Source organism: Mycobacterium paraintracellulare (genome assembly GCF_000276825.1).
GTDB classification, from domain to species: Bacteria; Actinomycetota; Actinomycetes; order Mycobacteriales; family Mycobacteriaceae; genus Mycobacterium; species Mycobacterium intracellulare.
In genome coordinates this window covers 3,804,528-3,830,884 of sequence record NC_016948.1, presented here as the reverse complement: position 1 = coordinate 3,830,884, position 26,357 = coordinate 3,804,528, and the positions used below count along the sequence as shown (strand labels likewise).

The following is a 26,357-nucleotide window of genomic DNA, read 5'->3' as shown; positions in this document are numbered from 1 at the left end:
CCGGCACGCCTTAAGGTGGGCGCCGTGGCCGAGATCGCGCCGCTGCGCGTGCAACTGATCGCCAAGACCGAGTTCTTGGCGCCCCCGGACGTCCCGTGGAGCACCGACGCCGACGGCGGCCCCGCGCTGGTCGAGTTCGCCGGCCGGGCCTGCTACCAGAGCTGGTCGAAACCCAACCCCAAGACCGCGACCAACGCCGGCTACATCAAGCACATCATCGACGTCGGACACTTTTCGGTGCTCGAGCACGCGAGCGTGTCGTTCTACATCACCGGCCTGTCGCGCTCGTGCACCCACGAGCTGATCCGGCACCGGCACTTCTCCTACTCGCAGCTGTCGCAGCGCTACGTCCCCGAGACGGACTCGCACGTTGTCGTGCCGCCCGGCATGGAAGACGACCCCGAACTGCGGCAGATCCTGGCCGCGGCCGCCGACGCCAGCCGCGCCACCTACACCGAGTTGCTGGCCAAGCTGGAGGAGAAGTTCGCCGACCAGCCCAACGCCGTCTTGCGGCGCAAGCAGGCGCGCCAGGCCGCCCGCGCGGTGCTGCCCAACGCCACCGAAACCCGCATCGTCGTCACCGGCAACTACCGGGCGTGGCGCCACTTCATCGCCATGCGCGCCAGCGAGCACGCCGACGTGGAGATCCGGCGGCTTGCCATCGAATGCCTGCGTCAACTGGCGGGCGCGGCGCCGGCGGTGTTCGCCGACTTCGAGATCTCCGCCCTGGCCGACGGGACCGAGGTCGCGACCAGCCCGTTGGCGACCGAAGCCTGACCGACCATCGGGGACGCTTCAAAGACGCCGTCGTCGCTGCTAGGCGGGCGCTTATCGGCCACCCGCCCGGGTGTGACTCCTGCGGCGGCTGAGCCGGCGTGCGTCGCGGCAACGCGCGCTCGTGCGGGTGCGAAATTGCTTGCCGGCGCCAGGTAACCTGAACACCGTGAGCACGGCCGGATTCGACGCCCCAGCGCGGTTGGGAACCGTGCTGACCGCGATGGTCACACCGTTTCGCCCGGACGGCTCCCTTGACACCGCCACCGCCGCCCACCTGGCCAACCACCTGATCGACGCGGGGTGTGACGGGCTGGTGGTCTCCGGCACCACCGGCGAATCGCCGACCACCACCGACGACGAGAAGCGGGAGCTGCTGCGCGTCGTGCTGGAGGCGGTGGGCGACCGCGCCCGCGTCATCGCCGGCGCGGGCACCTACGACACCGCGCACAGCGTCCGGCTGGCCAAGGCCTGCGCGGCCGAAGGCGCGCACGGGCTGCTGGTGGTCACGCCGTACTACTCGAAACCGCCCCAGAGCGGGCTGATCGCGCATTTCACCACCGTCGCCGACGCGACCGAATTGCCGGTGGTGCTCTACGACATCCCGCCCCGGTCGGTGATCCCGATCCAGCCCGAGACCATCCGCGCACTCTCGGCGCACCCGAACATCGTCGGGATCAAGGACGCCAAGGCCGACCTGCACAGCGGCGGCCAGATCATCACCGAGACCGGCCTGGCCTACTACTCCGGCGACGACGCGCTGAACCTGCCGTGGCTGGCCATGGGCGCCACCGGCTTCATCAGCGTGATCTCCCACGTGGCGGCCAATCAACTTCGGGAAATGTTGTCCGCCTTCAACTCCGGGGATATCGCCACCGCCCGCAAGATCAACTCCACCGTCGCCCCGCTGTGCGACGCGATGGCGCGCCTGGGCGGCGTGACCTTGTCCAAGGCCGGCCTGCGCCTGCAGGGCATCGACGTCGGCGATCCCCGGCTGCCCCAAATGCCCGCTACGCCAGAGCAAATCGACGCCTTGGCCGCCGATATGCGCGCGGCGTCGGTGCTCAGGTGACCCAAGGAGCGTCCGAGAAGTGGATGTAGACCTCGCCCCGCCAGGCCCATTGGCCACTGGAGGGTTGCGGGTCACCGCGCTGGGCGGCATCAGCGAAATCGGCCGCAACATGACGGTTTTCGAACACCTGGGCCGGCTGTTGATCATCGACTGCGGGGTGATGTTCCCCACCCACGACGAGCCCGGGGTCGACCTGATCCTCCCGGATCTGCGCCATATCGAGGACCGGCTCGACGACATCGAGGCGCTGGTGCTCACCCACGCCCACGAGGACCACATCGGCGGCATTCCGTTCCTGCTCAAGCTGCGCCCCGACATCCCGGTCGTCGGTTCGAGATTCACCCTCGCGCTGGTCGCCGCGAAGTGCCGTGAGCACCGCCTCAAGCCGGTGTTCGTCGAGGTGGCCGAGGGCCAGAAGAGCACCCACGGCGTGTTCGAATGCCAATACTTCGCCGTCAACCACTCCATCCCCGACGCGCTGGCGATCGCCGTGCACACCGGCGCGGGAACGGTTCTGCACACCGGCGACATCAAGCTCGACCAGCTTCCGCTGGACGGCCGGCCGACCGACCTGCCCGGCATGTCCCGCCTCGGTGACGCCGGGGTGGACCTGTTCCTGTGCGATTCGACCAACGCCGAGCACCCCGGCGTCGGGCCGTCGGAAAGCGAGGTCGGTCCGACGCTGCACCGCCTGATCCGCGGCGCCGAGGGCCGCGTCATCGTCGCGTGCTTCGCCTCCAACGTGGACCGGGTCCAGCAAATCATCGACGCCGCAGTGGCATTGGGCCGCCGGGTGTCGTTCGTCGGCCGCTCCATGGTGCGCAACATGGGCATCGCCCGAGAGCTCGGCTTCCTGCGGGTGGCCGATTCCGACGTGATCGACATCGGCGCCGCCGAGATGATGCCGCCCGAGCGGGTCGTGCTGATCACCACCGGCACCCAGGGCGAGCCGATGTCGGCGCTGTCGCGCATGTCGCGCGGCGAGCACCGCAGCATCACGCTGACCGCGGGTGACCTCGTGGTGCTGGCGTCGTCGCTGATCCCGGGCAACGAGGAGGCCGTCTACGGCGTCATCGACGAACTCGCCAAGATCGGGGCCCGCGTCGTCACCAACGCCCAAGCGCGCGTTCACGTTTCGGGCCACGCCTACGCCGGCGAACTGTTGTTCCTGTACAACGGGATCCGGCCACGCCACGTCATGCCCGTGCACGGGACGTGGCGGATGCTGCGCGCCAACTCCAAGCTGGCGGCCCGCACCGGCGTGCCGGAGGAGTCGATCCTGCTCGCCGAGAACGGGGTCAGCGTCGACCTGGTCGCCGGCAAGGCCGCGATCGCCGGGGCGGTGCCCGTCGGCAAGATGTTCGTCGACGGCCTGATCAACGGCGACGTCGGCGACATCACGCTGGGCGAAAGGCTCATCCTCTCATCGGGTTTCGTGGCGGTGACCGTCGTGGTCGCCCGCGGCACCGGACGTCCGGTGGTCCCACCGCAGCTGCATTCGCGCGGCTTCTCCGAGGACCCCAAGGCGCTTGAGCCCGCCGTGCGCAGGGTCGAGGCGGAGCTGGAAGCGCTGGCGGCCGAGAACATCACCGACCCGAGCCGCATCGCCCAGGGCGTCCGGCGCACCGTCGGCAAGTGGGTGGGCGAAACCTACCGCCGCCAGCCGATGATCGTGCCGACCGTCATCGAGGTCTGACCAGTTAGATCTTCTCCGCGTAGGCCGACCACTCCAGTTGCGACGCCTTGAGTTTGCGACCCGTCGGAGCGACGTAGCGCTCGGCGAGCTCGTCGGGGCCGGCCTGCTCCACCAGCCGCCACCCGTACTCGCCGACGAACGCGGCGGCGTCGTCGGGTTGCAGGCCGAAATGCCACAGCTGCCGGCGCTGGCGGACGTTGCGGTACAGCGTGCGGGTGCCATACCGATTCGTGCCGTCGATGAAATCCCTACGGACGTAGGTGAACACCAAACGGCTGCCGGGTGCGGCCGCACGCAGCCCCTCCAGCGTGCGGCGAACCGTGGCCTCGGTCAGATATTGGGTGACGCCCTCGCAGATGAAGAAGACCCGGTAATCGGTGCGATAACCGTGCTCGGCCAGCGCGGTGAGCAGGTCGTCGTGCTCGAGGTTCAGCGCCACCAGCCGAACCGACAGCGGCGGCTCACCCAGCACCCGGCGGACCGTCTTGAATTTGCGGGCGATGTTGACCGGCAGGTCGACCTCGAACACCGGGATGCGAACCCGACGCGTCAGCAGATAGGCGCGGGTGTCCAGCCCCGCCCCCAGAATGACGACGGCGTCGATGTCGTCGAGCGACTCGGTGAGCTTGTCGGCGATAAAACGCTTGCGGCAGGCCAGATTCGCCCACAATCCGGGGCCGGTGAACTCCGAGCCGCGGATCATCAGGCGACGAACCGGCGCGAACCGCGTCGCGCCGACCAGCCACCGCAGCGGGGTGGGCAAGAACAGCTCGGCGAAATCGTCGTCCACCAGGCGGCGCCCGGGCGGCTCGTTCTGCTCGACGGCGGCCAACACCATGGGGCCGAACGCCGTCTGCGCTACCGGATTTCGAGCCATGGCCGCTACTTGTTCAGGAAGCCCGCGTCGACCGGCAACGTGACCCCCGTGATGTAGCGGGCCTGATCCGACACCAGCCAGGCCACCGCGTTGGCGACGTCCTCGACGTCCAGCACCTCCACCGGCATGGCGTTGCCCATGGCGCCGGGTGTGTCGGTCGCGGCGGCCATCTTGGCCAGCCACTCGCGGGTGAACTCGTTGTTGATCATCGGTGTCTCGACACCGGACGGATGAATGGAGTTGACCCGGATCATCTGCCCGGCAAGCAGATTCGCGTAAACCCGCATCAACCCGACGACCCCGTGCTTGGCGGCGGCGTAGCCCACCGAACCGGCGTCCGGGCTGCCGACGCCGGCCAGCCCGGCGCTCGAGCTGATCAGCACGATCGATCCGCCGGTGCCCTGCTTGACCATCGTGGGTATCGCGGCCTTGATCGTGTGGTACACGCCGGTGAGGTTGACGTCGATGACGTCGTGCCAGCCGTCGTCACCGGACTGCATGGGAGCGATCCCCGCGTTGGCCACCACGATGTCGAGGCGGCCGAACACGTCGAGCCCCGCTTGCAGTGCCGCCGACAGGGATTCGCGGTCGCGGACGTCGCCACGGGAGGCCACGATGCGCGCGCCGGTGTCCTCCACGAGCTTCACGGTGGCCGCCAGGTCCTCCGGCGTGGCCAGCGAGTAGGGGACGCTGGCGATCTGGTCGCACAGATCGACGGCGATGATGTCGGCGCCGTCGGCAGCCAGTCGCACGGCGTGTGCGCGCCCCTGGCCGCGCGCCGCGCCGGTGATGAACGCGACCTTGCCTTTGAGCGGGCCTTCCGACGACGGGGCCATCAGGGGCGCAACTGTCCTTTGGCCGGGTCGCCCGCCGAGATCGTCTGCAACATCTTGATGTCGGGGGCGCCGTCGAGGTGTTCGCCGGCCGCGCTGAACATCTTGCCGATCGCCGGGGCGGTGCTGTGCGCCTTGAGCGCCTCCTCGTCGGCCCACTGCTCGATGAAGACGAAGGTCTCGCCCGAGTGATGCAGCGAGTACAGCTGACAGCCCGGCTCGTCGTGCACCTCTTCGACCGCGCGGGTGAGGATGTCGCGAACGGTGTCGACCGATTCCGGTTTGACGGTCATGGTGGCGACGACGACAACGGGCATTGATGGCCTCCTGGGCGCTCCGGGACGGGTGACGAGCACGACTTCGCTCACCGAAATGTCACCCTACTCACGCGGCCGGGGAGCCGACCCGCCACATGCCGCACAAGCCGGGCGGTTACCAGTGTGGCGGGTGGTGTAGATGATGCCGTTGCGACTACCCTTGCCGTCATGCCCAGTAAGACCGCCGCCCGCTCCGCAAGCCGAACGAGCAGGTCAAAGGCCCCTTCGCGCGCGGGCGGATCCCGCGGCGCGCGACCAGCGGCGCCCCGCAGGAAGCCCAGCAAGCCCGCCCGCCGCCGGAATCGCTCACCGCTGGTCGGAATCGGGCTGACCTGTGGTCGCGCCCTGCGCGCCACCTGGTTGATGGCCGCGCGGGGGACCGGCGGCGCGGCCCGGTCGATCGGGCGGGCCCGCGACATCGACCCCGGCCACCGCCGCGACGGCATCGCGCTGCTGTTGCTGGGCTTTTCCGTGGTGGTCGCCGCGAGCTCGTGGTTCCACGCCGCCGGGCCGGTCGGGGCGTGGATCGACACCCTGGTGCGGACCTTCATCGGCGCCGGCGTGCTGGCACTGCCCGTCGTCACCGCCGCGGTGGGGGTGACCCTGATGCGGACGGAGCCCGACCCCGAGGTGCGGCCCCGGCTGATCCTGGGCGCCAGCCTGATCACCCTGTCGGTGCTCGGCCTGCGTCACCTGTGGTCGGGCTCGCCGGGCGACCCGGAGGCGCGCCGGCGCGCGGCGGGATTCATCGGCTTCGCCATCGGCGGGCCGCTCGCGGACGGGCTCACCCCGTGGATCGCGGCGCCGCTGCTGTTCATCGGCTTCATGTTCGGGCTGTTGCTGTTGACGGGCACCACGATCCGCGAGGTGCCCGTGGTGATGCGCAACCTGTTCCACACGCGGTTCGTCGACGAGGACTACGACGACGAGCCCTACGACTACGCCGACGAGTTCGACGACGCCGAACCCGACGATTACCCCGACGACGCCTCGAGCGAGCCGGCGCCGTGGTCGCCGGACGATGACGCCCAGGCCGCGCTGCAGGACGACATCCCCACGGTTCCCGAACCGGCGTTGCAACCCGGCTCAGAGCCCGGCGCGGCGCGGGGCCGCAAGCGCGGACGGTCGGCGGACAAGCAGGACACCATTGAGCTGGACCGGGTCGTCGAGGGCCCCTACGTGCTGCCGTCGCTGAGCCTGCTGGTGGCCGGGGACCCGCCCAAGAAGCGCAGCGCCGCCAACACCGTCATGGCCGACGCCATCACCGAGGTGCTGACCCAGTTCAAGGTCGACGCGGCGGTCACCGGCTGCACCCGCGGACCGACCGTCACCCGCTACGAGGTCGAGCTGGGCCCGGGCGTGAAGGTCGAGAAGATCACCGCCCTGCAGAAGAACATCGCGTATGCGGTGGCCACCGAAAGCGTGCGCATGCTGGCGCCCATCCCCGGCAAGTCCGCCGTCGGTATCGAGGTGCCCAACACCGACCGCGAAATGGTGCGGCTGGCCGACGTGCTCACCGCGCCGTCGACGCGGCGCGACCATCACCCGCTGGTGATCGGGCTGGGCAAGGACATCGAGGGCGACTTCATCTCGGCGAACCTGGCCAAGATGCCGCACCTGCTGGTCGCCGGCTCCACCGGATCCGGTAAGTCCAGCTTCGTCAACTCGATGCTGATCTCGCTGCTGGCCCGGGCCACCCCGGAAGAGGTCAGGATGATCCTGATCGACCCGAAGATGGTGGAACTCACGCCGTACGAGGGCATTCCGCACCTGATCACCCCGATCATCACCCAGCCCAAGAAGGCGGCGGCGGCGCTGGCATGGCTGGTCGAGGAGATGGAGCAGCGCTACCAGGACATGCAGGCGTCGCGGGTGCGCCACATCGACGACTTCAACGAGAAGGTCCGCTCCGGCGCCATCACCGCGCCGCTGGGCAGCCAGCGCGAATACCGGCCCTACCCGTACGTGGTCGCGATCGTCGACGAGCTGGCCGACCTGATGATGACCGCGCCCCGCGACGTCGAGGACGCCATCGTGCGGATCACCCAAAAGGCCCGGGCCGCAGGCATTCACCTGGTGCTGGCCACCCAGCGCCCGTCGGTGGACGTGGTCACCGGGCTGATCAAGACCAACGTGCCGTCACGGCTGGCGTTCGCCACGTCGTCGCTCACCGATTCCCGGGTGATCCTGGACCAGGCCGGAGCGGAGAAGCTGATCGGCATGGGCGACGGCCTGTTCCTGCCGATGGGCGCGGGCAAGCCGATCCGGTTGCAGGGCGCCTTCATCACCGACGAGGAGATCCAGGCCGTCGTCACCGCCTGCAAGGACCAGGCCGAACCCGAGTACACCGAGGGCGTCACCGCCGCCAAGCCCACCGGGGAACGCACCGACGTCGACCCGGACATCGGCGACGACATGGACGTCTTCCTGCAGGCCGTCGAGCTGGTGGTGTCCAGCCAGTTCGGCTCCACCTCGATGCTGCAGCGCAAGCTGCGCGTCGGCTTCGCCAAGGCCGGCCGGCTGATGGACCTGATGGAGACCCGCGGCATCGTCGGGCCGTCGGAGGGGTCCAAGGCGCGCGAGGTGCTGATCAAGCCCGACGAGCTGGCCGGGACGCTGGCGTTGATCCGGGGCGGCGCCGACGCCGACGGCGGCGACCCCAACCCCGACTAGCGCGAGCGTGGAATTCCGGCCGGTTAGAGCACCAACAGCATCCGGGAGTTGCCGAGGATGTTCGGCTTGACGTAGCTCAGGTCCAGGAACTCGGCCACACCGATGTCGTAGGAGCGGCACATCTCCTCGAACACCTCGGCGGTGACGGGCGTGCCCTCGATCTCGGTGAACCCGTGCCGCGCGAAGAACTCCGTCTCGAACGTCAGCACGAACAGCCGCTTGAGCGCCAACTCGCGGGCGACCTCGAGCAGCCGGTCGACGATCGCGTGGCCGATGCCGTGGCCGGTCATCGCCGGGTTCACCGCGACGGTCCGCACCTCGCCGAGGTCGGCCCACAGCACGTGCAGCGCGCCGCAACCGACGACGCGGCCCTCGTGCTCGGCCACCCAGAACTCCTGAACGGCCTCGTAGAGCGTCACGAGGTTCTTTTCGAGCAGGATCTTGCCCGCGTAGGTGTCGACCAGTTGCTTGATGGCGGGAACGTCGGATGTTCGCGCTCGCCGCACCAGCGGCCGGTAGCCCTGTGGACTTGTGCTCACGGCTAACAGTATCGGCATCGGGAACGGCGACGCTGGTCAACGGTTATTCTGTTGCCGTGTCGGGGCAGCCGCAGACCGGTCCGGTGGTAGGCCGCGCGAACATCGCCAACCTCGCCAACACGCTGACGCTGCTGCGGCTGGTGCTGGTCCCGGTCTTTCTGCTCGCCCTGTTCGCCGGTGACGGCCAGGAGCCCGGCTTCCGGGTGGTGGCGTTCCTGATCTTCGCGGTGGCGTGCATCACCGATCGCCTGGACGGCCTGCTGGCCCGCAACTACGGCATGGCAACCGAATTCGGCGCGTTCGTCGACCCGATCGCGGACAAGACCCTGGTGGGATCGGCGCTGATCGGCCTGTCGATGCTCGGGGAGCTGCCGTGGTGGGTCACCGTGGTGATCCTGGTTCGCGAATTCGGGGTCACCGTGCTGCGGCTGGCCGTGATCCGCCGCGGCGTCATCCCGGCCAGCTGGGGCGGCAAGCTCAAGACCGTCGTTCAGGTGTTGGCCATCGGATTGTTCGTCCTGCCGCTGGGGGGACCGTTCCGGGTGGCCGCCGCGGTGGTGATGGGCGCGGCGATCGTGCTGACGGTGATCACCGGGATCGACTACGTGGTCTCGACCGTTCGGGAACTGCGCCGCACGAACGGCTGATTCTTTCGCCGCCGAGCGGGAACCAGACCGCCGCTGACGGCGTTCACCTAATGAGCACCTGCCGGAGCCAAACTGGCGACGTGCCGCGCAGGGCCGACTGGACGAAGGAGGGCGGGATGCCGCCATTGGTGCGCGAGGTGATCGGCGACGTGCTGCGCGAGGCCCGCACGACACAGGGCCGCACGCTGCGTGAGGTGTCCGATTCGGCGCGAGTGAGCCTCGGGTATCTGTCCGAGGTCGAGCGCGGCCGCAAGGAGCCGTCCAGCGAGCTGCTCAATGCGATCTGCGACGCGCTGGACGTCCCGTTGTCGTCGGTTCTCACCGACGCCGGTGAGCGGATGGCCGGCCAGGAACGGGCCCACGAGCGGGCGCCCGCCGACGCGGCCGCGGGCAGCAGCATCGACGTCAGCACCAAGGTCGTCATTCCGCCGGTGGCGACGCTCGCGCTGGCCTGAGTGCCGGTCGGCCGATGCCGCGCAAAGGGTGGGGCGATCGGCGCCGACCCACTAAATTGAGCGTCAGGCGCGCGGCCCGTCAGGGTCGATCCGGAACCATCCGGCCCCTCAGGAAGCGAAGGTGGAGCTAACTCATGGCCAATCCGTTCGTCAAGGCGTGGAAGTACCTCACGGCGCTGTTCAACGCGAAGATCGACGAGCACGCAGACCCCAAGGTGCAGATCCAGCAGGCCATCGAGGAGGCGCAACGCACGCACCAGGCGCTGACCCAGCAGGCCGCGCAGGTCATCGGCAACCAGCGGCAACTCGAGATGCGGCTCAACCGTCAGCTGGCGGACGTGGAAAAACTTCAGGTCAACGTGCGTCAGGCCCTGACGCTGGCCGACCAGGCCACCGCCGCCGGGGACGCCGCCAAGGCCACCGAATACAACAACGCCGCGGAGGCGTTCGCCGCCCAGCTGGTCACCGCCGAGCAAAGCGTCGAAGACCTCAAAACGCTGCACGATCAGGCGCTGAACGCGGCCGGACAGGCCAAGAAGGCGGTCGAACAGAACGCCATGGTGCTGCAGCAGAAGATCGCCGAGCGCACCAAGCTGCTCAGCCAGCTCGAGCAGGCCAAGATGCAGGAACAGGTCAGCGCCTCGCTGCAGTCGATGAGCGACCTGGCCGCCCCGGGCAACGTCCCCAGCCTCGACGAGGTGCGCGACAAGATCGAGCGCCGCTACGCCAACGCGATCGGGGCCGCCGAGCTGGCGCAGGGCTCGGTGCAGGGCCGGATGCTCGAGGTCGAGCAGGCCGGCGTGCAGATGGCCGGCCATTCCCGCCTCGAGCAGATCCGTGCCTCCATGCGCGGCGAGGCGCTGCCGACCGGGGGGACGCCCGCGGCGGGGACCACGCCCGCCACTCCGGCGCCGGCGGAGAGCGCCGGCGGTGCTGTCAGCGAGAAGCCACTTGGCCAGTAGTCCGGTCTCATGGCGGTGAACGCGCCGCGGCCCCGCCTGTGGCGCGCGCTGCTGCACCGCGGATTGGCCACCGCCGCCGACGTTTCCGACCGGGTGGCCCGCAAGATCAGCGCGGCCGCGGATCCGCGCGCACGCCAGCTGCGCCGTCGCCGCCGCGCGCTGCGGTGGGGCCTGATCTTCGCCGCCGGGTGCGCGTTCTGGGCGGTGGTGACCATCTTGCTCGCGGCCTGGGGATGGTTCGCGTTGCTGCTGGAGATCACCGGCGGGGTCGCGGTCGTCATGGCCATTCCGGCCACCTTGCTGCTGCTGCGCTACCGCTGGCTGCGGTCCGAGCCGCTGCCGGTACCGCGGACCACGACCGCGCGCCGGCTGCCGCCGCCGGGTTCGGCGGCGCGCCCCGCCATGTACGCGCTGGGGGCCTCTGAGCGCGGATTCTTCTCGCTGGTGGCCGTGCTGGAGCGGGGCGCGATGTTGCCGACGGCCGAGATCCGCGACCTGACCGCGGCCGCCACCAAGACCTCGGCGGCCATGGCGTCCACGGCCGCGCAGGTGGTGTCGATGGAGCGGGCGGCGCAGGCCAGCGAACAGTCGCGGTCGTATCTGGTGCCCACCATCAACGCGTTCACCGCGCAACTGAGCGCCGGCGTTCGCCAATACAACGAAATGGTCACCGCCGCAGCGCAATTGGTGTCCTCTGCCAACGGTGACGGGCTCACCGAGTCGCAGCGCTACCGCGCGGAGCTGGCCGGGGCGACCGACCGCCTGCTCGGTTGGGCGCAGGCGTTCGATGAACTCGGCGGACTGCGCGGCGCCGGCTAATCTTCCGGGCGCGGGCCGTAGCGCTCGATGTACGACTGGTGCATGCGGGCGTCGCGCTTGCGGGCCAGCTCGTCGACCAACTCGGGATCCAGATCGTGCACGGCCAGCATGTGGCGCCGCCACACCTTGTTCAGCGCGTGCGAAAAGTACACGAACGGAATGAGAATCGGCAGCGTCATGCTCAGATGCACGTCGAGCGTCGTCGGGATCAACCAGAACGGCGCCAGCACCACCACAGCCGGCACCGCCACGCGGCGCATCATCCGCGCGCTCGCGCCCTTGCCGGCCAGGTCGTTGCGCACCCAGTCGCGCATCGAGTCCGGTAGCCGGCCACCGCAGCAATAGCGGACGAACTGCCAGAAATTCGGCCGCGTGCGGGCGGCGTCCCGGTTTATCATCGTGCCCCCGCTCAGAACGCCGCTTTCAGCGACGGCACCACCAGCGCCGCCAGGCCGCGCGCGGTGGCCTTGAGCATGTCGAAGAAGTCAAAGTAGTCCCGCCACAGCGTGATTCGCCCGTTGTGCACCTCGAACACGCCGCACACCCAGAACTGCAGCCGCAGGGGGCCGAAGATCAGCGCGTCGGTGCGTTCGGTGAGCACCGCGCCGCCGTCGGCCGCGATGCGGTGGATCTTCACCTCGAAGGCCGCGCGGCCCTCCATCTGGCGAAACAGCTTCATGGCCCTGGCGCGGCCATGGATGGTGGGCAGGCCGACGTTTTCGTAGACGAGGTCGTCGGCCAAAGCGGCGTCGGCGGCCTCGTAATCGGCGTCCTGCAGCGCGTTCAGGAATCCCTCGACCGTGCGGGTGTTCGCCACGGTTGTCCCAGTCAGCTCGGTCATCTTGCCAGCGTAGGCGAGCGTGGCGGCCGTGCGCTGTGGCAGGGTGAACCCGATGCGTGTCGCCGTGGTCGCCGGGCCCGATCCCGGGCATTCGTTCCCGGCGATCGCGCTGTGCCGGCGCTTCGCCGAGGCGGGCGACGAGCCCACGCTGTTCACCGGCGCCGAATGGATCGACACCGCCCGCGGCGCCGGCATCGACACCGTCGCGCTGGACGGGCTGGTGGCCACCGACGACGACGTCGACGCCGGGGCCAGGATCCACCGGCGCGCCGCGCGGATGGCCGTCCTCAACGTGCCCGCGCTGCGCGACCTGGCGCCCGACCTGGTGGTCTCCGACGTCATCACCGCGGGCGGCGGGATGGCCGCCGAGCTGTTGGGGATCCCGTGGATCGAGCTCAATCCGCATCCGCTGTACCTGCCGTCGAAGGGCCTGCCCCCGATCGGCAGCGGGCTCGCGCCGGGGACCGGCATCCGGGGCCGGTTGCGCGACGCCGCGATGCGCGCGCTCACCGCGCGCTCCTGGCGGGCGGGCCTGCGGCAGCGCGCGGCGGTGCGCACCGAGATCGGCTTGCCGGCCGCCGACCCCGGACCGCTGCGACGGCTGATCGCCACGCTGCCCGCGTGCGAGGTGCCCCGCCCGGACTGGCCGCCGGAGGCGGTGCTGGTGGGCCCGCTGCACTTCGAGCCGACCGACCGGGCGCTGGACATCCCCGCGGGGTCCGGGCCCGTGGTCGTGGTCGCGCCGTCGACCGCGTCGACCGGCACCGAAGGCCTGGCCGAGGTGGCGCTGGCCTGCCTGATACCGGGGGACACCCTGCCGCCGGGGGCGCGGGTGGTGGTCTCGCGGCTGGGCGGGGCGGAGCTGACGGTGCCGCCGTGGGCGGTGGCCGGGCTGGGCAGCCAGGCCGAGTTGCTGACGCACGCCGACGTGGTGATCTGCGGCGGCGGGCACGGCATGGTGGCCAAGACGCTGCTGGCGGGGGTGCCGCTGGTCGCGGTGCCCGGCGGCGGCGACCAATGGGAGATCGCCAACCGGATCGTCCGCCAGGGCAGCGCGCGGCTGGTTCGTCCGCTGAGCGCCGACGCGCTGGTGGCCGCGGTCAACGACGTGCTGGCAGCGCCGGGCTACCGGGCCGCGGCGCGGCGGGCCGCCGCTAGCATCGCCGACGTCGCCGACCCGGTCGCGGTGTGCCACGACGCGCTGGCGGTGGCCGGATGACCCGCCCCGCACCGCCTTATGCTTCGGCGGGAGGCACGCAATGAGGATGATCACGGCGGTCACGGCCGGCGCCCTGCTGGCGGGGCCGGTGTTCGGGGCGGGCGTCGCGCGCGCCGACAGCCCCGAGGAGCAGCAGGCCTGTCAATTGATGGACGATCCCGCCGCCGCCGAGCAGGGACTCGCGCCGGCCGAATACGCCTTCATGCGACTGCGCGCCACGATGTCGGCGCAACACGCCCGCGACACCATGTCCCTCGCGGTCCAGGAGGACTGCCCGAATCACATCATCGACCTGCCGGCCAGCTGGCGATGACCGGCGTCGCGCCCCGGTGTCCGATCCATGCCCGCTGGGTATGTTCACTGGCGTGCGGCTAACGGAGTTTCACGAGCGGGTGGTGCTGCGCTTCGGTTCCACCTACGGGTCATCGGTTTTGGTCGATCACGTGCTGACCGGTTTCGACGGCCGGACGGCCGCCCAGGCCATCGAGGAGGGCATCGAGCCCCGCGACGTCTGGCGGGCGTTGTGCGTCGACTTCGACGTGCCCCACGAGCAGTGGTGACTCGCGCGCGTTATTCGTATGCCGGATAAGGGTTTTGCCGCAGCACCGTGGCCAGGTGCACGGCATTGCGGGTCGCGTTGGCGGTGGCGAACGCGACCGCGTCCGGGACGTCGTCGAGGTCGGTGTAGTCCGTGCCCTGCATCGCCTCGCCGTTCCAGTAGGTGCAGCCCTGCGCGGCGATCGAGAACCCGATGTCGTTGAGCGCCTGAAAGAGGTCGGCCACGATCTTGTGCGCGCCGTCCTCGTTGCCGACGACCGCGGCCAGGGCCACCTTGCCCACCATTGCCGGCCGTCCCGCGTCGTCGGTGTCGGACAGCTCGGCATCCAGGCGCTCCAGGACGCGCTGCGCGACGCTGGACATGTGCCCGACCCAGGTGGGCGTCGACACGATGACGATGTCGGCCGCCTTGATCTTGGTCAGCACCGCCGGCCACTCGTCGCCCGGGCCCATATCGGCCTCGACACCCGGCAGCAGCGCCAGGTCCACGCATCGCACCTTCTCGCCCTGGACGCCCGCGCCGCGCAGCTGATCGAGCAACTGGTCGGCGAGCAGGTCGCTGCTGGACGGCGCGGGGCTCTTCTTCAACGAGCAGACCAGCGCGAGGGCGCGCAGGGACGGTGCTGAGGTCGGGGCCATGGTGGGCCACATACCCCGGCGCGGCGGCACCAAACGGCGCCCGGCCCTACCGCGGCGTCCGGTGCAGCACGCAGTCGCCGCACAACGAGCCGTCGGGCAGGCGATAGAACAGGCAGCAGCTGCGGCGCCGGAAGCCCAGCCGCGGGCCGGTGATCACGCCGGATCCGGCCAGCACGCCGGTGTCCAGCAGGGACCGGGTGGTCTCGGTGATCGCGCGGCGCAGGTCGGGCCGCGCCGTCAGCAGCGCCCGCGCGGCGCCCACCAGCGCGGAGGCGATGTTGCCCGCGAGCAGCGCCGGCGCCAGCTTGACCCGCAGGCCGGCGGCGAGCGGGCGCATGTGCTCGCTCACCACGGCGCGATACAGCGCGTCCGGTGAATCGGCGGGCATCCCAACGGGTCGGGGCAGTCGTAGCTGCGCGCCGTCGTCGGCGCGTTGCAGGTCGTCGAGCCGGGGGAGGACGCCGTGGCCGATCGCGCACGCGAGCACCGGCGACCACAGCCGGGTGGCGTGGCCGAGGTGAACCAGCGAGGCGCCGATCCGCAGGTCGGTCGTGCGGTAGCGCCGGGCGGTGGCGTCGATCAGGTCGGCGCAGCCGTCGGTGTAGGACTGGGTGACCGGATGCCATCCCGCCGCGTCGCCGCCGACGGTCAGGGCGAAAAAGCCTCCATAGGAAGCCGTTTCGGCCAGCTCGGTGGAGATGTCCATCGCGTCGCGCCCGCCTCTTGAGGAAATCCGCCGCGAAGCCCCGTCGACGCCTTTCGGTGGCCGATGTTGCCACACGCGATGGCGATGAACGGCGTGTCAGACTTGAATCGAACACCTGTTCGGCTAGTGTGGGGAGCGTTCGGCCAGTCAACTTGTCGGTGGGCTTCTCTAGTGTCACCGCCAACCGACCGATACCGGTCAGACGAACACCGACTATAGGAGAGACACCATGGCGCAAGCCCCCGATCGCGAGAAGGCTCTCGAACTGGCGATGGCCCAGATCGAAAAGAGCTACGGCAAAGGCTCGGTAATGCGTCTCGGCGACGAGATGCGCCAGCCGATCTCGGTCATCCCGACCGGATCCATCGCACTGGACGTGGCCCTGGGCATCGGCGGCCTGCCCCGCGGCCGGGTCGTGGAGATCTACGGCCCGGAATCCTCGGGTAAGACCACCGTCGCCCTGCACGCCGTGGCCAACGCCCAGGCCGCCGGCGGCGTCGCGGCCTTCATCGACGCCGAGCACGCCCTGGACCCGGAGTACGCCAAGAAGCTCGGCGTGGACACCGATTCCCTGCTGGTCAGCCAGCCCGACACGGGGGAGCAGGCCCTCGAGATCGCCGACATGCTGATCCGCTCCGGCGCCCTGGACATCCTGGTCATCGACTCGGTGGCGGCGCTGGTGCCGCGCGCGGAGCTCGAGGGCGAGATGGGGGACAGCCACGTCGGCCTGCAGGCCCGGCTGATGAGCCAGGCGCTGCGGAAAATGACTGGCGCGCTGAACAATTCGGGCACCACCGCGATCTTCATCAACCAGCTGCGCGAGAAGATCGGCGTGATGTTCGGCAGCCCCGAGACCACCACGGGTGGAAAGGCGCTGAAGTTCTACGCCTCGGTGCGCATGGACGTTCGCCGGATCGAGACCCTCAAGGACGGCACCAACGCGGTGGGTAACCGCACCCGGGTCAAGATCGTCAAGAACAAGGTGTCGCCGCCGTTCAAGCAGGCCGAGTTCGACATCCTCTACGGCCGGGGCATCAGCCGGGAAGGCTCGCTGATCGACATGGGGGTGGATCAGGGCTTCATCCGCAAGTCCGGTTCCTGGTTCACCTATGAGGGCGAGCAGCTCGGCCAGGGCAAGGAGAACGCCCGCACCTTCTTGATGGAGAACGACGAAGTGGCCAACGAGATCGAGAAGAAGATCAAGGAAAAGCTCGGCATTGGCGCGGTCGTGACCGATGACTTGTCCGATGACAGCGTCCTGCCCGCCCCCGTCGATTTCTGATCCCTCCCGCGAGGAGCAGGCGCGGGCGCTGTGCCTGCGCCTGCTCACCGCGAGAGCGCGCACCCGGGCCGAGCTGCGCGGCCGGCTGGCCAAGCGGGGCTACCCCGACGACGTCAGCGAGCGGGTGCTCGACCGGTTGGCCTCCGTCGGCCTGATCGATGACACCGACTTCGCCCAGCAGTGGGTGCGGTCCCGCCGCGCTCACGCCGGAAAGAGCAAGCGCGCCTTGGCCGCCGAGTTGCACACCAAGGGCGTCGACAACGAGGTGATCACCACCGTGCTGGCCGGCATCGACGCCGGCGCCGAGCGGGACCGGGCCGAACAGCTGGTCCGGTCCAAGCTGCGCCGCGAGACGCTCAGCGACGACGACGCGCGGGTGACGCGGCGGCTGGTGGGGATGCTGGCGCGCCGCGGCTACAGCCAGAACCTGGCGTGCGAGGTGGTGTTCGCCGAGCTGGCCGCCGAGCGGGAGCGCCGCCGCGTCTAGGCGGTGACGTGCGGTTTCACCCGCGCCGACCGCCCGCCGTACCATGGCCCCGTGACTTCGACGGTGCGAGAGGCGGTGGCGCGGGGCGCCGCACCGGCGCGCACCTACCAGGTCCGCACCTACGGCTGCCAGATGAACGTCCACGATTCCGAGCGGCTGGCGGGCCTGCTGGAGGCGGCCGGATACCAGCGGGCGGCCGAGGACGCCGACGCCGACGTGGTGGTGTTCAACACCTGCGCGGTCCGCGAGAACGCCGACAACAAGCTCTACGGCAACCTCAGCCACCTGGCCCCGCGCAAGCGCGACGATCCCGAGATGCAGATCGCGGTCGGGGGCTGCCTGGCGCAAAAGGACCGGGACGCGTTGCTGCGCAAGGCGCCGTGGGTCGACGTCGTCTTCGGCACCCACAACATCGGGTCGCTGCCCACGCTGCTCGAGCGGGCCCGGCACAACAAGGTCGCCCAGGTCGAGATCGCCGAGGCGCTCCAGGAGTTCCCGTCGTCGCTGCCCAGCGCCCGCGAATCCGCTTACGCCGCTTGGGTTTCCATCTCGGTCGGGTGCAACAACAGCTGCACGTTCTGCATCGTGCCGTCGCTGCGAGGCAAGGAAGTCGACCGCAGCCCCGACGACATCCTGGCCGAGGTCGCCTCGCTGGTGGACGACGGCGTGCTCGAGGTCACGCTGCTGGGCCAGAACGTCAACGCCTACGGGGTGTCCTTCGCCGATCCCGCGCTGCCGCGCGACCGCGGCGCCTTCGCCCGCCTGCTGCGCGCCTGCGGCGACATCGACGGGCTGGAGCGGGTGCGGTTCACCTCGCCGCACCCGGCCGAATTCACCGACGACGTCATCGAGGCCATGGCGCAGACGCCGAACGTGTGCCCCGCCCTGCACATGCCGCTGCAATCCGGGTCCGACCGGGTGCTGCGCGCGATGCGGCGCTCGTATCGCGCCGAGCGCTACCTCGGCATCATCGACCGCGTCCGGGCGGCGATGCCGCACGCCGCCATCACCACCGACCTGATCGTCGGGTTCCCGGGTGAGACCGAGGAGGATTTCGCCGCCACGCTGGACGTCGTGCGCCGGGCCCGATTCTCGGCCGCCTTCACCTTCCAGTACTCCAAGCGGCCCGGCACCCCCGCCGCCGACCTCGACGGTCAGCTACCGAAAGCCGTTGTGCAGGAACGCTATGAGCGGCTGGTCGCGCTGCAGGAGGAGATCTCGCTGCAGGGCAACCAGGCCCTGGTCGGCCAAACCGTCGAACTGCTCGTCGCCACCGGCGAGGGGCGCAAGGACACCGCCACCGCCCGGATGAGCGGGCGGGCGCGCGACGGCCGGCTGGTTCACTTCGCCGTCGGCGACGCGGCCCGCGGGTCCGCCGACACCCGGCCGCGCCCCGGCGACGTCATCACCACGGTGGTCACCGGGGCCGCACCCCACCACCTCATCGCCGACGCGGGCATCCTGACCCACCGCCGCACCCGGGCGGGTGACGCGCACGCCGCAGGGCGGCGCCCGCGCGGCATCGGCCTGGGCATGCCCGCCGTCGGTCCGCCCGCCGGCCCGGCCCAACCCCTGGGATGTGCACGATGAAAAAAGACGACACACAACTTGGCGCCCTGCGCACCGAGATCGAGGCCGCCGAACGCCGGGTGGCGCGCGGGATCGACCCCGGCCCACGGGGCTTCTTCGTGTCGATCCTGGTGTTCGTGCTGCTCGGATCGTTCATCCTGCCGCACACCGGCGATGTGCGCGGCTGGGACGTGCTGTTCGGGAGCCACGGCGCCGGCGCGGCCGCGGTCGCGCTGCCGTCGCGGGTGTTCGCCTGGCTGGCGCTGGTCTTCGGCGTGGGCTTTTCGATGCTGGCGCTGGTGACCCGGCGCTGGGCGCTGGCCTGGGTTGCGCTCGCCGGCTCGGCGATCGCGGGCGCGGCGGGCATGCTGGCGATCTGGTCGCGTCAGACCGTGGCCGCGGGGCACCCGGGGCCGGGGTGGGGCCTGATCGTCGCCTGGATCACCGTGCTGCTGCTCATCTATCACTGGGCGCGCGTGGTGTGGCAGCGGACCATCGTGCAGCTCGCCGCCGAGGAGCAGCGCCGCCGCGCCGCCTCCCAGCAGCAGTCGACCTCGCTGCTGGACGACCTGGACCGCCCGCGTGACGATCCCGGAAGCGGTACCGGATCGGGCGGCGGCAGCTAGGACTTGCGGCTCAGGGCCTCCACGGCCGCCTGCGCCCACTGCCGCCACTGTTCGGCGTTGGCGTTGGCCTCTTCGGCCTCTTTGGCCCGGCCCGCCGCCGCGGCCTTCTGGGCCTGCTGTTCGTATTGCTCGGCGCGCGCCTGGAATTGCTCGGCCCGGGCCTGCGCCTGGGGATCCGACCAATCCGCCTCGCCGGCGTCGCGCACCTTCTTCTCGACCGCGCGCAGCCGGCGCTCCAGCTCGGCGGTGCGCTCCCGCGGGACCTTGCCGATCGCGTCCCACTTCTCGACGATCGAGCGCAGCGCCGCCCGAGCGGCGTCGTGATTGCTGGTGTCCAGCTTTTCGGCCTCCGCCAGCAGCGCCTCTTTGGCCGTCGCGTTGGCGCGGAACTCCGCGTCCTTTTCCGCGGTCGCCGCGTTGCGGGCGGTGAAGAACACGTCCTGGGCGGCCTTGAAGCGCCGCCACAGCGCGTCGTCGACCTCCCGGGTCGCCCGCCCGGCCGCCTTCCATTCGGTGAGCAACTTGCGAAACTCCGCGCTGGTGGCGGTCCAGTCGGTCGAATCGGAGAGTTCCTCGGCCCGCTCGCACAGCCGTTCCTTGGCCTGGCGGATTCCCGAGCGTTCCCGATCCAACTCGGCGAAATGCGCTCCCCGCCGCCGGTTGAAGGCCTCGCGGGCCGCGGAATAGCGCTTCCACAACGCGTCGTCCACCTTGCGGTCCAGGCCGGTGATGGTCTTCCACTCGTCGAGGATCGCGCGCAGCCGGTCGCCGGCGGCCTTCCATTGCGTCGAGGTGGCGGCCAACTCCTCGGCCTCGGCGGCCAGCGCCTCCTTGCGGGCGGTCTGGGCGGCCCGATGTTCCTCGCGCCGGGAGCGGTCCGCGGCGACGGTCGCCTCGGCGTGTTCGGCGATGCTGGCCAGCCGGGTGGCCAAAGCGTCGATATCGCCCAGCACGGCGGCCGTCGGCAGCGTCTCGGCCAGCTCGGACGCGTGCGCCTTGATCTTGCGCGCGTCCCCGGTGCCCGAGGCCAGCCGCTCCTCCATCAGCGTGACCTCGGTGGCGAGGTCGTCGAATCGCCGGCCGAAGTGGGCGAACGCCGCTTCGCGGTCACCGGCCTGCCAGGAGCCCACGATCCGCTCGCCGGCGGCGCTGATCAGCCACACCGTGCCGTCGTCGTCCACGCGCCCGAACTGGTGCGGATCGCTGGGTGGGGGCGGCACCACGACCGGGTGAGCGGCCGGCCGCGACCCCGAGCCCGCGGGCCGCGGACCGGGACGCGGCCCCGGACGCGGCACCGGCCGGGCCGATTCGTCGCGAGGCTGGTCAGCCGTCATGCGCTCGTCACTACCCTTTCGCAAACCTTCCGCGCGGTTGGCGTACCGCGCGCCTGCCGCGCGTAGCGGCACCGTTCTTGCATCTGCGGACGTCCCACCCGGGTTTTCCCAGCAGGCGCCTAACAGTATTCAAGCAGCTTGCGCGACCACACGCCGCCACCTTGGTATTCGGGGCGGGGAACCGGGGCGGCCGCCTCGGCTCGCGCTACCTGTGATGTTCTCTTAGAGTTATCCAAGCGGTCACATAGATTGCTGAAGTAATAATCGAAGGATCGCCCGCGGCGCGGCCGGACGTGTGAAACGTCATAGATTTGTATCTGAACTGAACGCGAAATGTGCGTGTATTTGCTTGCGCCCCGGGGAAAGCTGGGTCGGACGGTCGTGAGCTCTGGGGGTCGGGGATATGTCGAAAGTTGATGTCGCAGCGTTGATTGCCTTGTGCGCGGCGCTGGCATCGGCGATCGGCGACGTGATCCGTCAGCGCTCCGCGCACGAGATCACCGACAAGCAGGTCGGGCACCTCGAACTGTTCCGCATGTCGCTGCGCGACGCGCGATGGTGGCTCGGCGGCATGGCCGCGGTCACCAATTACAGCCTGCAGGCCGCCGCCCTGGCGTGGGGCTCGGTGGTCATGGTGACCGCCCTGCAGGTGACCGCGCTGCTGTTCGCGCTCCCGATCTACGCGCGGCTCGCCCATCATCGGGTCAAGCCGCGGGAATGGATCTGGGCGCTGGTCCTGGCGGCCGGGCTGGCGGTGGTCATCATCGTCGGCGACCCGGAGTCCGGCCACCAGCGCGCGCCGCTGCAGACCTGGATCATCGTGGCCCTGGTCATGGCGCCGCTGCTGGTGGGCTGCGTGGTGGCCGCACGAATCTGGTCCGGCAGCCCGTTCGCGGCGGTGCTGCTCGCGGTGGTGGCGGGGTCCTCGCTGGCGCTGTTCGCGGTGTTGACCAAGGGCATCGTCGAGATGTCCGAGCACGGCGTCGCGCGCGTGCTGACCTCGCCGGAGTTCGTGCCCTGGCTGCTGGTGGCGCTGGCCGGGATGATCTTCCAGCAATCGGCATTCCGCGCCGGCACGCTGACCGCGTCGCTGCCGACGATGACGGTCGCCAAGCCGGTGGTCGCGGGGCTGCTCGGAGTGCTGGTGCTGGGCGAGACGGTCAACGCCAGCGGGGCCGAGTCGTTCGTGCTGGTCGCCGCGGTGTCGGTGGTGATCGTCGCGACCATCGCGCTGGCGCGCGGCGAGGCCGCCGCCGTCGACCGGACCGAATCCGGTGGGGGCGCACCGCGAAGAAAGCGGGCCCGGGACGCATCCGCCGAAGAGAGCCTCGGTCCCTACGGCGAGTGCCTGGTGGTCGCCGACGGCCCACGCTGCTGACTGGTTCGCTGGTGGCGGCCCGATCACGTTAGTTTGGTGGCGTGCTGAGCGCCATTGCCATCGTCCCGTCGGCGCCGGTGCTTGTTCCCGAGCTTGCCGGGGCGGCCGCCGCCGAGGTGGCCGATCTGGTCGCGGCGACGCTCGCGGCGGCCGCGTTGCTGCCCAAACGCTGGGTGATCATCGGGACCGGCCCCGCCGACGAGGAATTCGGTCCCGACGCCGCGGGCACGTTCGCGGGTTTCGGAGTTGACGTGCGTGTCCGGTTGTCACCGCAGGACGGCGACGAGCCCGAGCCACTTGCACTCCCGGTGTGCGCGCTGCTGGGCGGCTGGGTGCGCGGCCGGGCGCAGCCGCAGGCCAGCGCGCGGGTCCGCGTCTACCGCGGCGACCACGGCGCCACCGCGGCGCTTCGCCGGGGCCGCGAACTGCGAACCGAGATCGACCGGCTGCCCGAGCCGATCGGGGTGCTGGTCGTCGCCGACGGCGCCAACACCTTGACCCCGTCCGCCCCCGGCGGACACCACCCGGACAACGCGCCCGCGCAAGAGGCCCTCAACGACGCGCTCGCCGACGGCGACGTGGCGGCGCTGACCCGCCTGCCGCCCCAGATCCTGGGGCGGGTCGCCTTTCAGGTGCTGGCCGGCCTGGCCGAGCCGGGGCCCCGATCCGCCAAGGAGCTGTACCGGGGGGCGCCCTACGGGGTGGGATACTTCGCCGGCGCCTGGCAGCTGTGACGGTGGCCGTGCGACCACTGGCCATCATCGGTCCCACCGGAACGGGCAAGTCGCAGCTGGCCCTCGACATCGCGGAGCGGCTGGGCGCACAGATCGTGAACGCCGATGCGATGCAGCTGTATCGGGGCATGGACATCGGCACCGCCAAGCTGCCCGTCGACGCGCGCCGCGGCATTCCGCATCACCAGCTCGACGTCCTCGACGTCACCGAGACCGCGACCGTCGCCCGCTATCAGCAAGCCGCCGCCGCGGACATCGAGGCGATCGCGGCCGCCGGCGCGGTGCCCATCATCGTGGGCGGCTCCATGCTCTACATCCAGTCACTCCTCGACGACTGGTCGTTTCCCGCCACCGATCCCGCCGTGCGCGCACGCTGGGAGCGGCGGCTGGGCGAGGTCGGGGTGGGGGAGCTGCACGCGGAGCTGGCCCGTCGCGACCCCGCCGCGGCCGCATCGATCCTGCCCACCGACGCGCGCCGCACGGTGCGGGCCCTGGAAGTGGTGGAACTGACCGGCCGGCCGTTCGCCGCCTCCGCGCCCAGGATCGGCGCCCCGCGATGGGACACCGCCATCATCGGATTGGACTGTGACACAACGATTCTCGATGACCGGCTGGCCAAGCGGACCGACGCCATGTTCGACCAGGGCCTGGTCGGGGAGGTCACCGCCCTGCTCGAGCACGGCCTGCGCGACGGGGTCACCGCCTCGCGAGCCCTGGGCTACGCGCAGGTGATCGCGGCGCTCGACGACGGTGGCGGCCCGGATCGACTCCGCGAGGCCAGGGAGCAGACGTTCGTGGGCACCCGCCGCTACGTGCGACGGCAGCGCTCGTGGTTCCGGCGCGACCACCGGGTGCAGTGGCTCAACGCCGACGATCGCGCCGGGCTCGTCGACGGCGCGGTACGCGCGTGGCGGCACGTATCCTGAACTGGTGAAATTCGCAAAGGGCCACGGCACCCAGAACGACTTCGTGGTGCTGCCCGACCCGGCGGCCGAGCTGAGCCTGACCGGGCCCCGGGTGGCCGCCCTCTGCGACCGGCGACGCGGGCTGGGCGCCGACGGGGTGCTGAGGGTCACCACGGCCGGCGCCGCCGCCGCGGCCGGCGTGCTGGACCGGTTGCCCGACGGCGTGGCCGCCGACGACTGGTACATGGACTACCGCAACGCCGACGGGTCCATCGCCCAAATGTGCGGCAACGGCGTGCGGGTCTTCGCCCACTACCTGCGCGCGAGCGGGCTGGAGGACCGCGACGATTTCGTCGTCGGGTCGCTGGCCGGCCCCCGGCCGGTCACCGTGCATCGCGTCGACGGGACCACCGCCGACATCAGCGTCGACATGGGCAAGGCCAACACGCTCGGCCCGGGCGACGCCGTCCTGGGCGGGCGGCGGTTTTCCGGCGTGGCGATCGATGTGGGCAATCCCCACTTGGCCTGCGTCGACCCCGACCTGACCGTCGACGCGCTGGCCGCGCTGGACGTGGCCGCGCCGGTCAGTTTCGACCCCGCCCAATTCCCGGACGGGGTGAACGTCGAGATCCTCACCGCACCGGACGCCGGGGCGGTGCACATGCGCGTCCACGAGCGGGGGGTCGGCGAAACACGCTCGTGTGGCACCGGAACGGTCGCGGCCGCGGTCGCCGCGCTGGCCGGCACCGGGGCGGACACCGGCACGCTGACCGTCCGGGTGCCGGGCGGCGAGGTCGTCGTCACCATCACCGACGCCACCAGCTACCTGCGGGGGCCGTCGGTACTGGTGGCCCACGGAGAAATCAGCGAGGAATGGTGGCGCGCACAGTAGCGTTAAATCAGATGCACGCCACCGACTTTGCGTGCATCATCTCTTATTGCCTATGACACATCCCGAATTTCGCGATCACGCGGTCACGGAGCCCAGCACGGGCGAACTCGCCCTCGAGGATCGGTCGGCGCTGCGCCGCGTCGCCGGCCTGTCCACCGAGCTCGCCGACGTCACCGAGGTCGAATACCGCCAGCTTCGGCTGGAGCGGGTCGTCCTGGTGGGCGTGTGGACCGACGGCACCGCCGCCGACAGCCAGGCCAGCATGGCCGAGCTGGCCGCCCTCGCCGAAACGGCCGGCTCCCAGGTGCTCGAAGGGCTCATCCAGCGCCGCGACAAGCCCGACCCGTCGACCTACATCGGCTCGGGTAAGGCCGCCGAACTGCGCGAGGTGGTGCTGGCGACGGGCGCCGACACCGTCATCTGCGACGGTGAGCTGTCCCCGGCTCAGCTGACCGCGCTGGAGAAGGCGGTGAAGGTCAAGGTCATCGACCGCACCGCGCTGATCCTGGACATCTTCGCCCAGCACGCCACGAGCCGGGAGGGCAAGGCGCAGGTGTCGCTGGCCCAGATGGAATACATGCTGCCGCGGCTGCGCGGTTGGGGTGAGTCGATGTCGCGGCAGGCCGGTGGCCGCGCCGGCGGCAGCGGGGGAGGCGTGGGCCTGCGCGGTCCCGGTGAGACCAAGATCGAGACCGACCGGCGCCGCATCCGCGAGCGGATGGCGAAGCTGCGCCGCGAGATCAAGGACATGAAGCAGGTCCGCGACACCCAGCGCAGCCGCCGGTTGCACAGCGACGTGCCGTCGATCGCCATCGTCGGCTACACCAACGCCGGCAAGTCCAGCCTGCTCAACGCGCTGACGGGCGCCGGGGTGCTGGTGCAGGACGCGTTGTTCGCCACCCTGGAGCCCACCACGCGGCGCGCCGAGTTCGACGAAGGACGTTCGTTCGTGCTCACCGACACCGTCGGGTTCGTCCGGCACCTGCCCACCCAGCTCGTCGAGGCCTTCCGCTCCACCCTGGAGGAGGTCGTCGACGCCGACCTGCTGGTGCACGTCGTCGACGGCTCCGACGTCAACCCGCTGGCGCAGATCAATGCGGTCCGGCAGGTGGTCACCGACGTCATCGCCGACCATGACGGCGCGCCCCCGCCCGAGCTGCTGGTGGTGAACAAGGTCGACGCCGCAAGCGATTTGGCGTTGGCCAAGCTCCGCCACGCGCTGCCGGGCGCGGTGTTCGTCTCCGCGCGCACCGGCGAGGGCATCGACGCCCTGCGCCGCCGCATCGCCGAGCTGGCCGTGCCCGCCGACACGGCCGTGGACGTGGTGATCCCGTATCACCGCGGGGACCTGGTGGCCCGCCTGCACGCCGACGGGCGCGTCCAGCACGAGGAGCACGACGCCGAGGGCACCCGGATCAAGGCCCGGGTCCCGGTCGCCTTGGCCGGCCGGCTGCGCGAGTTCGCCGCCCGCTGAGCCGTCGGCCGTAGCGGCCGATTCCCCAGCGCACCGCCGGCGCCGACCC

General features: G+C 70.6%; 29 protein-coding genes. 20 read left to right on the top strand and 9 right to left on the bottom strand.

Annotated elements, in window-relative coordinates:
• The first annotated feature begins 24 nt into the window (after positions 1 to 24).
• The 3 genes from thyX (at position 25) to OCQ_RS17490 (ending at position 3,542) form a co-directional block, all read left to right on the top strand.
• A complete protein-coding gene (thyX, locus tag OCQ_RS17500) occupies positions 25 to 777 on the top strand; it encodes an FAD-dependent thymidylate synthase (protein ID WP_036455230.1) in 753 nt (250 codons plus the stop codon).
• A gap of 166 nt (positions 778 to 943) precedes the next feature.
• Complete coding sequence (gene dapA, locus OCQ_RS17495; RefSeq protein WP_014385397.1) at positions 944 to 1,846, top strand: 4-hydroxy-tetrahydrodipicolinate synthase; 903 nt, start codon at positions 944 to 946, stop codon at positions 1,844 to 1,846.
• A 19-nt stretch (positions 1,847 to 1,865) separates the two neighbouring features.
• Entirely contained in the window at positions 1,866 to 3,542 is a 1,677-nt protein-coding gene (locus OCQ_RS17490; protein WP_009955241.1) for a ribonuclease J, read from the top strand.
• Between the two features lie 4 nt (positions 3,543 to 3,546).
• On the opposite strand, the gene OCQ_RS17485 is transcribed toward OCQ_RS17490, so the two are convergent.
• From OCQ_RS17485 to OCQ_RS17475, 3 genes are read right to left on the bottom strand one after another with little or no spacing between them, the layout of a single operon-like run.
• A complete protein-coding gene (locus tag OCQ_RS17485) occupies positions 3,547 to 4,419 on the bottom strand; it encodes an SAM-dependent methyltransferase (RefSeq protein ID WP_014385395.1) in 873 nt (290 codons plus the stop codon).
• Positions 4,420 to 4,424: 5 nt separating this feature from the next.
• Positions 4,425 to 5,255, bottom strand: coding sequence for a mycofactocin-coupled SDR family oxidoreductase (locus OCQ_RS17480; protein WP_008258614.1), 831 nt, complete (start codon positions 5,253 to 5,255; stop codon positions 4,425 to 4,427).
• On the bottom strand, positions 5,255 to 5,569 hold the full coding sequence (locus tag OCQ_RS17475; RefSeq protein WP_008258613.1) for a putative quinol monooxygenase: 315 nt from the start codon (positions 5,567 to 5,569) through the stop codon (positions 5,255 to 5,257). Before OCQ_RS17475 ends, OCQ_RS17480 begins: the two co-directional genes overlap by 1 nt.
• 168 nt (positions 5,570 to 5,737) lie before the next feature.
• Between OCQ_RS17475 and OCQ_RS17470 the strand changes: the two genes are divergently transcribed.
• The gene (locus OCQ_RS17470; RefSeq protein WP_193375231.1) at positions 5,738 to 8,242 is read left to right on the top strand and encodes a DNA translocase FtsK; all 2,505 of its coding nucleotides are present in this window, start codon (positions 5,738 to 5,740) and stop codon (positions 8,240 to 8,242) included.
• 23 nt (positions 8,243 to 8,265) lie between these two features.
• Here the strand turns inward: OCQ_RS17470 and OCQ_RS17465 are convergent, their stop codons facing one another.
• Positions 8,266 to 8,799 carry an amino-acid N-acetyltransferase gene (locus OCQ_RS17465; RefSeq protein WP_014385393.1) on the bottom strand — a complete coding sequence of 178 codons (534 nt, stop codon included), beginning with the start codon at positions 8,797 to 8,799 and terminating at the stop codon, positions 8,266 to 8,268.
• Between the two features lie 38 nt (positions 8,800 to 8,837).
• Here OCQ_RS17465 and pgsA point away from each other — a divergent pair, with 38 nt between their 5' ends.
• The 4 genes from pgsA to pspM all read left to right on the top strand — a co-directional run bounded on the left by pgsA (position 8,838) and on the right by pspM (position 11,664).
• Positions 8,838 to 9,428 carry a CDP-diacylglycerol--glycerol-3-phosphate 3-phosphatidyltransferase gene (pgsA, locus tag OCQ_RS17460; protein ID WP_008258610.1) on the top strand — a complete coding sequence of 197 codons (591 nt, stop codon included), beginning with the start codon at positions 8,838 to 8,840 and terminating at the stop codon, positions 9,426 to 9,428.
• A 116-nt stretch (positions 9,429 to 9,544) separates the two neighbouring features.
• Positions 9,545 to 9,883, top strand: coding sequence for a transcriptional regulator ClgR (gene clgR / locus OCQ_RS17455; protein ID WP_008258609.1), 339 nt, complete (start codon positions 9,545 to 9,547; stop codon positions 9,881 to 9,883).
• Between the two features lie 134 nt (positions 9,884 to 10,017).
• On the top strand, positions 10,018 to 10,845 hold the full coding sequence (gene pspA / locus OCQ_RS17450; protein WP_008258608.1) for a phage shock protein PspA: 828 nt from the start codon (positions 10,018 to 10,020) through the stop codon (positions 10,843 to 10,845).
• Positions 10,846 to 10,854: 9 nt separating this feature from the next.
• A complete protein-coding gene (gene pspM / locus OCQ_RS17445; RefSeq protein WP_014385391.1) occupies positions 10,855 to 11,664 on the top strand; it encodes a phage shock envelope stress response protein PspM in 810 nt (269 codons plus the stop codon).
• Here the strand turns inward: pspM and OCQ_RS17440 are convergent.
• Both OCQ_RS17440 and OCQ_RS17435 read right to left on the bottom strand, forming a co-directional pair.
• Positions 11,661 to 12,062 (bottom strand): DUF5313 domain-containing protein, encoded by a 402-nt coding sequence (locus tag OCQ_RS17440; RefSeq protein ID WP_008258606.1) that lies wholly within the window; start codon positions 12,060 to 12,062, stop codon positions 11,661 to 11,663. The two genes, pspM and OCQ_RS17440, sit on opposite strands and share 4 nt — an antisense overlap.
• A gap of 11 nt (positions 12,063 to 12,073) precedes the next feature.
• On the bottom strand, positions 12,074 to 12,505 hold the full coding sequence (locus OCQ_RS17435) for a limonene-1,2-epoxide hydrolase family protein (protein WP_009956010.1): 432 nt from the start codon (positions 12,503 to 12,505) through the stop codon (positions 12,074 to 12,076).
• Between the two features lie 52 nt (positions 12,506 to 12,557).
• On the opposite strand from OCQ_RS17435, the gene OCQ_RS17430 reads away from it, so the two are divergent.
• From OCQ_RS17430 to OCQ_RS17420, 3 genes are read left to right on the top strand one after another with little or no spacing between them, the layout of a single operon-like run.
• Positions 12,558 to 13,724 (top strand): glycosyltransferase, encoded by a 1,167-nt coding sequence (locus tag OCQ_RS17430; RefSeq protein ID WP_041785735.1) that lies wholly within the window; start codon positions 12,558 to 12,560, stop codon positions 13,722 to 13,724.
• Positions 13,725 to 13,764: 40 nt separating this feature from the next.
• Complete coding sequence (locus OCQ_RS17425; RefSeq protein ID WP_026071291.1) at positions 13,765 to 14,037, top strand: hypothetical protein; 273 nt, start codon at positions 13,765 to 13,767, stop codon at positions 14,035 to 14,037.
• 52 nt (positions 14,038 to 14,089) lie between these two features.
• Positions 14,090 to 14,284, top strand: a complete 195-nt coding sequence (locus tag OCQ_RS17420) for a DUF3046 domain-containing protein (protein ID WP_407558019.1) — start codon at positions 14,090 to 14,092, stop codon at positions 14,282 to 14,284.
• A gap of 10 nt (positions 14,285 to 14,294) precedes the next feature.
• Here OCQ_RS17420 and OCQ_RS17415 read toward each other — a convergent pair whose 3' ends face one another.
• The gene (locus OCQ_RS17415) at positions 14,295 to 14,933 is read right to left on the bottom strand and encodes a flavodoxin family protein (protein WP_014385389.1); all 639 of its coding nucleotides are present in this window, start codon (positions 14,931 to 14,933) and stop codon (positions 14,295 to 14,297) included.
• Positions 14,934 to 14,967: 34 nt separating this feature from the next.
• The gene (locus tag OCQ_RS17410; protein ID WP_014385388.1) at positions 14,968 to 15,627 is read right to left on the bottom strand and encodes a (2Fe-2S)-binding protein; all 660 of its coding nucleotides are present in this window, start codon (positions 15,625 to 15,627) and stop codon (positions 14,968 to 14,970) included.
• Between the two features lie 229 nt (positions 15,628 to 15,856).
• Here OCQ_RS17410 and recA point away from each other — a divergent pair, with 229 nt between their 5' ends.
• The 4 genes from recA to OCQ_RS17390 all read left to right on the top strand — a co-directional run bounded on the left by recA (position 15,857) and on the right by OCQ_RS17390 (position 19,591).
• Positions 15,857 to 16,909 (top strand): recombinase RecA, encoded by a 1,053-nt coding sequence (gene recA, locus OCQ_RS17405; protein WP_008258595.1) that lies wholly within the window; start codon positions 15,857 to 15,859, stop codon positions 16,907 to 16,909.
• Positions 16,875 to 17,396 (top strand): recombination regulator RecX, encoded by a 522-nt coding sequence (gene recX / locus OCQ_RS17400; protein ID WP_008258586.1) that lies wholly within the window; start codon positions 16,875 to 16,877, stop codon positions 17,394 to 17,396. Before recA ends, recX begins: the two co-directional genes overlap by 35 nt.
• Positions 17,397 to 17,528: 132 nt before the next feature.
• Positions 17,529 to 18,986 carry a tRNA (N6-isopentenyl adenosine(37)-C2)-methylthiotransferase MiaB gene (gene miaB, locus OCQ_RS17395; RefSeq protein ID WP_230487580.1) on the top strand — a complete coding sequence of 486 codons (1,458 nt, stop codon included), beginning with the start codon at positions 17,529 to 17,531 and terminating at the stop codon, positions 18,984 to 18,986.
• A complete protein-coding gene (locus tag OCQ_RS17390) occupies positions 18,974 to 19,591 on the top strand; it encodes an Rv2732c family membrane protein (protein ID WP_050989391.1) in 618 nt (205 codons plus the stop codon). The genes miaB and OCQ_RS17390 overlap by 13 nt, the downstream gene beginning before the upstream one ends.
• On the opposite strand, the gene OCQ_RS17385 is transcribed toward OCQ_RS17390, so the two are convergent.
• Positions 19,588 to 20,925: a DUF349 domain-containing protein gene (locus OCQ_RS17385; protein ID WP_080588034.1), complete on the bottom strand. Its 1,338-nt coding sequence runs from the start codon at positions 20,923 to 20,925 to the stop codon at positions 19,588 to 19,590. The two genes, OCQ_RS17390 and OCQ_RS17385, sit on opposite strands and share 4 nt — an antisense overlap.
• 403 nt (positions 20,926 to 21,328) lie before the next feature.
• Here OCQ_RS17385 and OCQ_RS17380 point away from each other — a divergent pair, with 403 nt between their 5' ends.
• From OCQ_RS17380 to hflX, 5 genes are read left to right on the top strand one after another with little or no spacing between them, the layout of a single operon-like run.
• A complete protein-coding gene (locus tag OCQ_RS17380) occupies positions 21,329 to 22,303 on the top strand; it encodes a DMT family transporter (protein ID WP_014380607.1) in 975 nt (324 codons plus the stop codon).
• Between the two features lie 41 nt (positions 22,304 to 22,344).
• Positions 22,345 to 23,037, top strand: coding sequence for a class III extradiol ring-cleavage dioxygenase family protein (locus tag OCQ_RS17375; RefSeq protein WP_014385385.1), 693 nt, complete (start codon positions 22,345 to 22,347; stop codon positions 23,035 to 23,037).
• 8 nt (positions 23,038 to 23,045) lie between these two features.
• Positions 23,046 to 23,963 (top strand): tRNA (adenosine(37)-N6)-dimethylallyltransferase MiaA, encoded by a 918-nt coding sequence (gene miaA / locus OCQ_RS17370; RefSeq protein WP_008258573.1) that lies wholly within the window; start codon positions 23,046 to 23,048, stop codon positions 23,961 to 23,963.
• A gap of 4 nt (positions 23,964 to 23,967) precedes the next feature.
• Positions 23,968 to 24,834 carry a diaminopimelate epimerase gene (gene dapF, locus OCQ_RS17365; protein ID WP_014385383.1) on the top strand — a complete coding sequence of 289 codons (867 nt, stop codon included), beginning with the start codon at positions 23,968 to 23,970 and terminating at the stop codon, positions 24,832 to 24,834.
• A 52-nt stretch (positions 24,835 to 24,886) separates the two neighbouring features.
• Positions 24,887 to 26,308: a GTPase HflX gene (gene hflX / locus OCQ_RS17360; protein WP_014380603.1), complete on the top strand. Its 1,422-nt coding sequence runs from the start codon at positions 24,887 to 24,889 to the stop codon at positions 26,306 to 26,308.
• Positions 26,309 to 26,357 lie beyond the last annotated feature (49 nt).

Excerpts from the sequence above, each read along its gene's own strand:
- OCQ_RS17385 (WP_080588034.1), bottom strand. The coding sequence starts at position 20,925 with ATGACGGCTGACCAGCCTCGCGACGAATCGGCCCGGCCGGTGCCGCGT.
- OCQ_RS17480 (WP_008258614.1), bottom strand. The coding sequence starts at position 5,255 with ATGGCCCCGTCGTCGGAAGGCCCGCTCAAAGGCAAGGTCGCGTTCATC.
- OCQ_RS17430 (WP_041785735.1), top strand. The coding sequence starts at position 12,558 with ATGCGTGTCGCCGTGGTCGCCGGGCCCGATCCCGGGCATTCGTTCCCG.
- OCQ_RS17415 (WP_014385389.1), bottom strand. The coding sequence starts at position 14,933 with ATGTGGCCCACCATGGCCCCGACCTCAGCACCGTCCCTGCGCGCCCTC.
- hflX (WP_014380603.1), top strand. The coding sequence starts at position 24,887 with ATGACACATCCCGAATTTCGCGATCACGCGGTCACGGAGCCCAGCACG.
- OCQ_RS17410 (WP_014385388.1), bottom strand. The coding sequence starts at position 15,627 with ATGGACATCTCCACCGAGCTGGCCGAAACGGCTTCCTATGGAGGCTTT.
- OCQ_RS17465 (WP_014385393.1), bottom strand. The coding sequence starts at position 8,799 with ATGCCGATACTGTTAGCCGTGAGCACAAGTCCACAGGGCTACCGGCCG.
- OCQ_RS17380 (WP_014380607.1), top strand. The coding sequence starts at position 21,329 with ATGTCGAAAGTTGATGTCGCAGCGTTGATTGCCTTGTGCGCGGCGCTG.
- OCQ_RS17440 (WP_008258606.1), bottom strand. The coding sequence starts at position 12,062 with ATGATAAACCGGGACGCCGCCCGCACGCGGCCGAATTTCTGGCAGTTC.
- recX (WP_008258586.1), top strand. The coding sequence starts at position 16,875 with ATGACAGCGTCCTGCCCGCCCCCGTCGATTTCTGATCCCTCCCGCGAG.
- recA (WP_008258595.1), top strand. The coding sequence starts at position 15,857 with ATGGCGCAAGCCCCCGATCGCGAGAAGGCTCTCGAACTGGCGATGGCC.
- pspM (WP_014385391.1), top strand. The coding sequence starts at position 10,855 with ATGGCGGTGAACGCGCCGCGGCCCCGCCTGTGGCGCGCGCTGCTGCAC.
- OCQ_RS17475 (WP_008258613.1), bottom strand. The coding sequence starts at position 5,569 with ATGCCCGTTGTCGTCGTCGCCACCATGACCGTCAAACCGGAATCGGTC.
- pspA (WP_008258608.1), top strand. The coding sequence starts at position 10,018 with ATGGCCAATCCGTTCGTCAAGGCGTGGAAGTACCTCACGGCGCTGTTC.
- OCQ_RS17425 (WP_026071291.1), top strand. The coding sequence starts at position 13,765 with ATGAGGATGATCACGGCGGTCACGGCCGGCGCCCTGCTGGCGGGGCCG.
- OCQ_RS17435 (WP_009956010.1), bottom strand. The coding sequence starts at position 12,505 with ATGACCGAGCTGACTGGGACAACCGTGGCGAACACCCGCACGGTCGAG.
- OCQ_RS17470 (WP_193375231.1), top strand. The coding sequence starts at position 5,738 with ATGCCCAGTAAGACCGCCGCCCGCTCCGCAAGCCGAACGAGCAGGTCA.
- miaB (WP_230487580.1), top strand. The coding sequence starts at position 17,529 with ATGAACGTCCACGATTCCGAGCGGCTGGCGGGCCTGCTGGAGGCGGCC.
- OCQ_RS17485 (WP_014385395.1), bottom strand. The coding sequence starts at position 4,419 with ATGGCTCGAAATCCGGTAGCGCAGACGGCGTTCGGCCCCATGGTGTTG.
- clgR (WP_008258609.1), top strand. The coding sequence starts at position 9,545 with ATGCCGCCATTGGTGCGCGAGGTGATCGGCGACGTGCTGCGCGAGGCC.
- OCQ_RS17390 (WP_050989391.1), top strand. The coding sequence starts at position 18,974 with ATGTGCACGATGAAAAAAGACGACACACAACTTGGCGCCCTGCGCACC.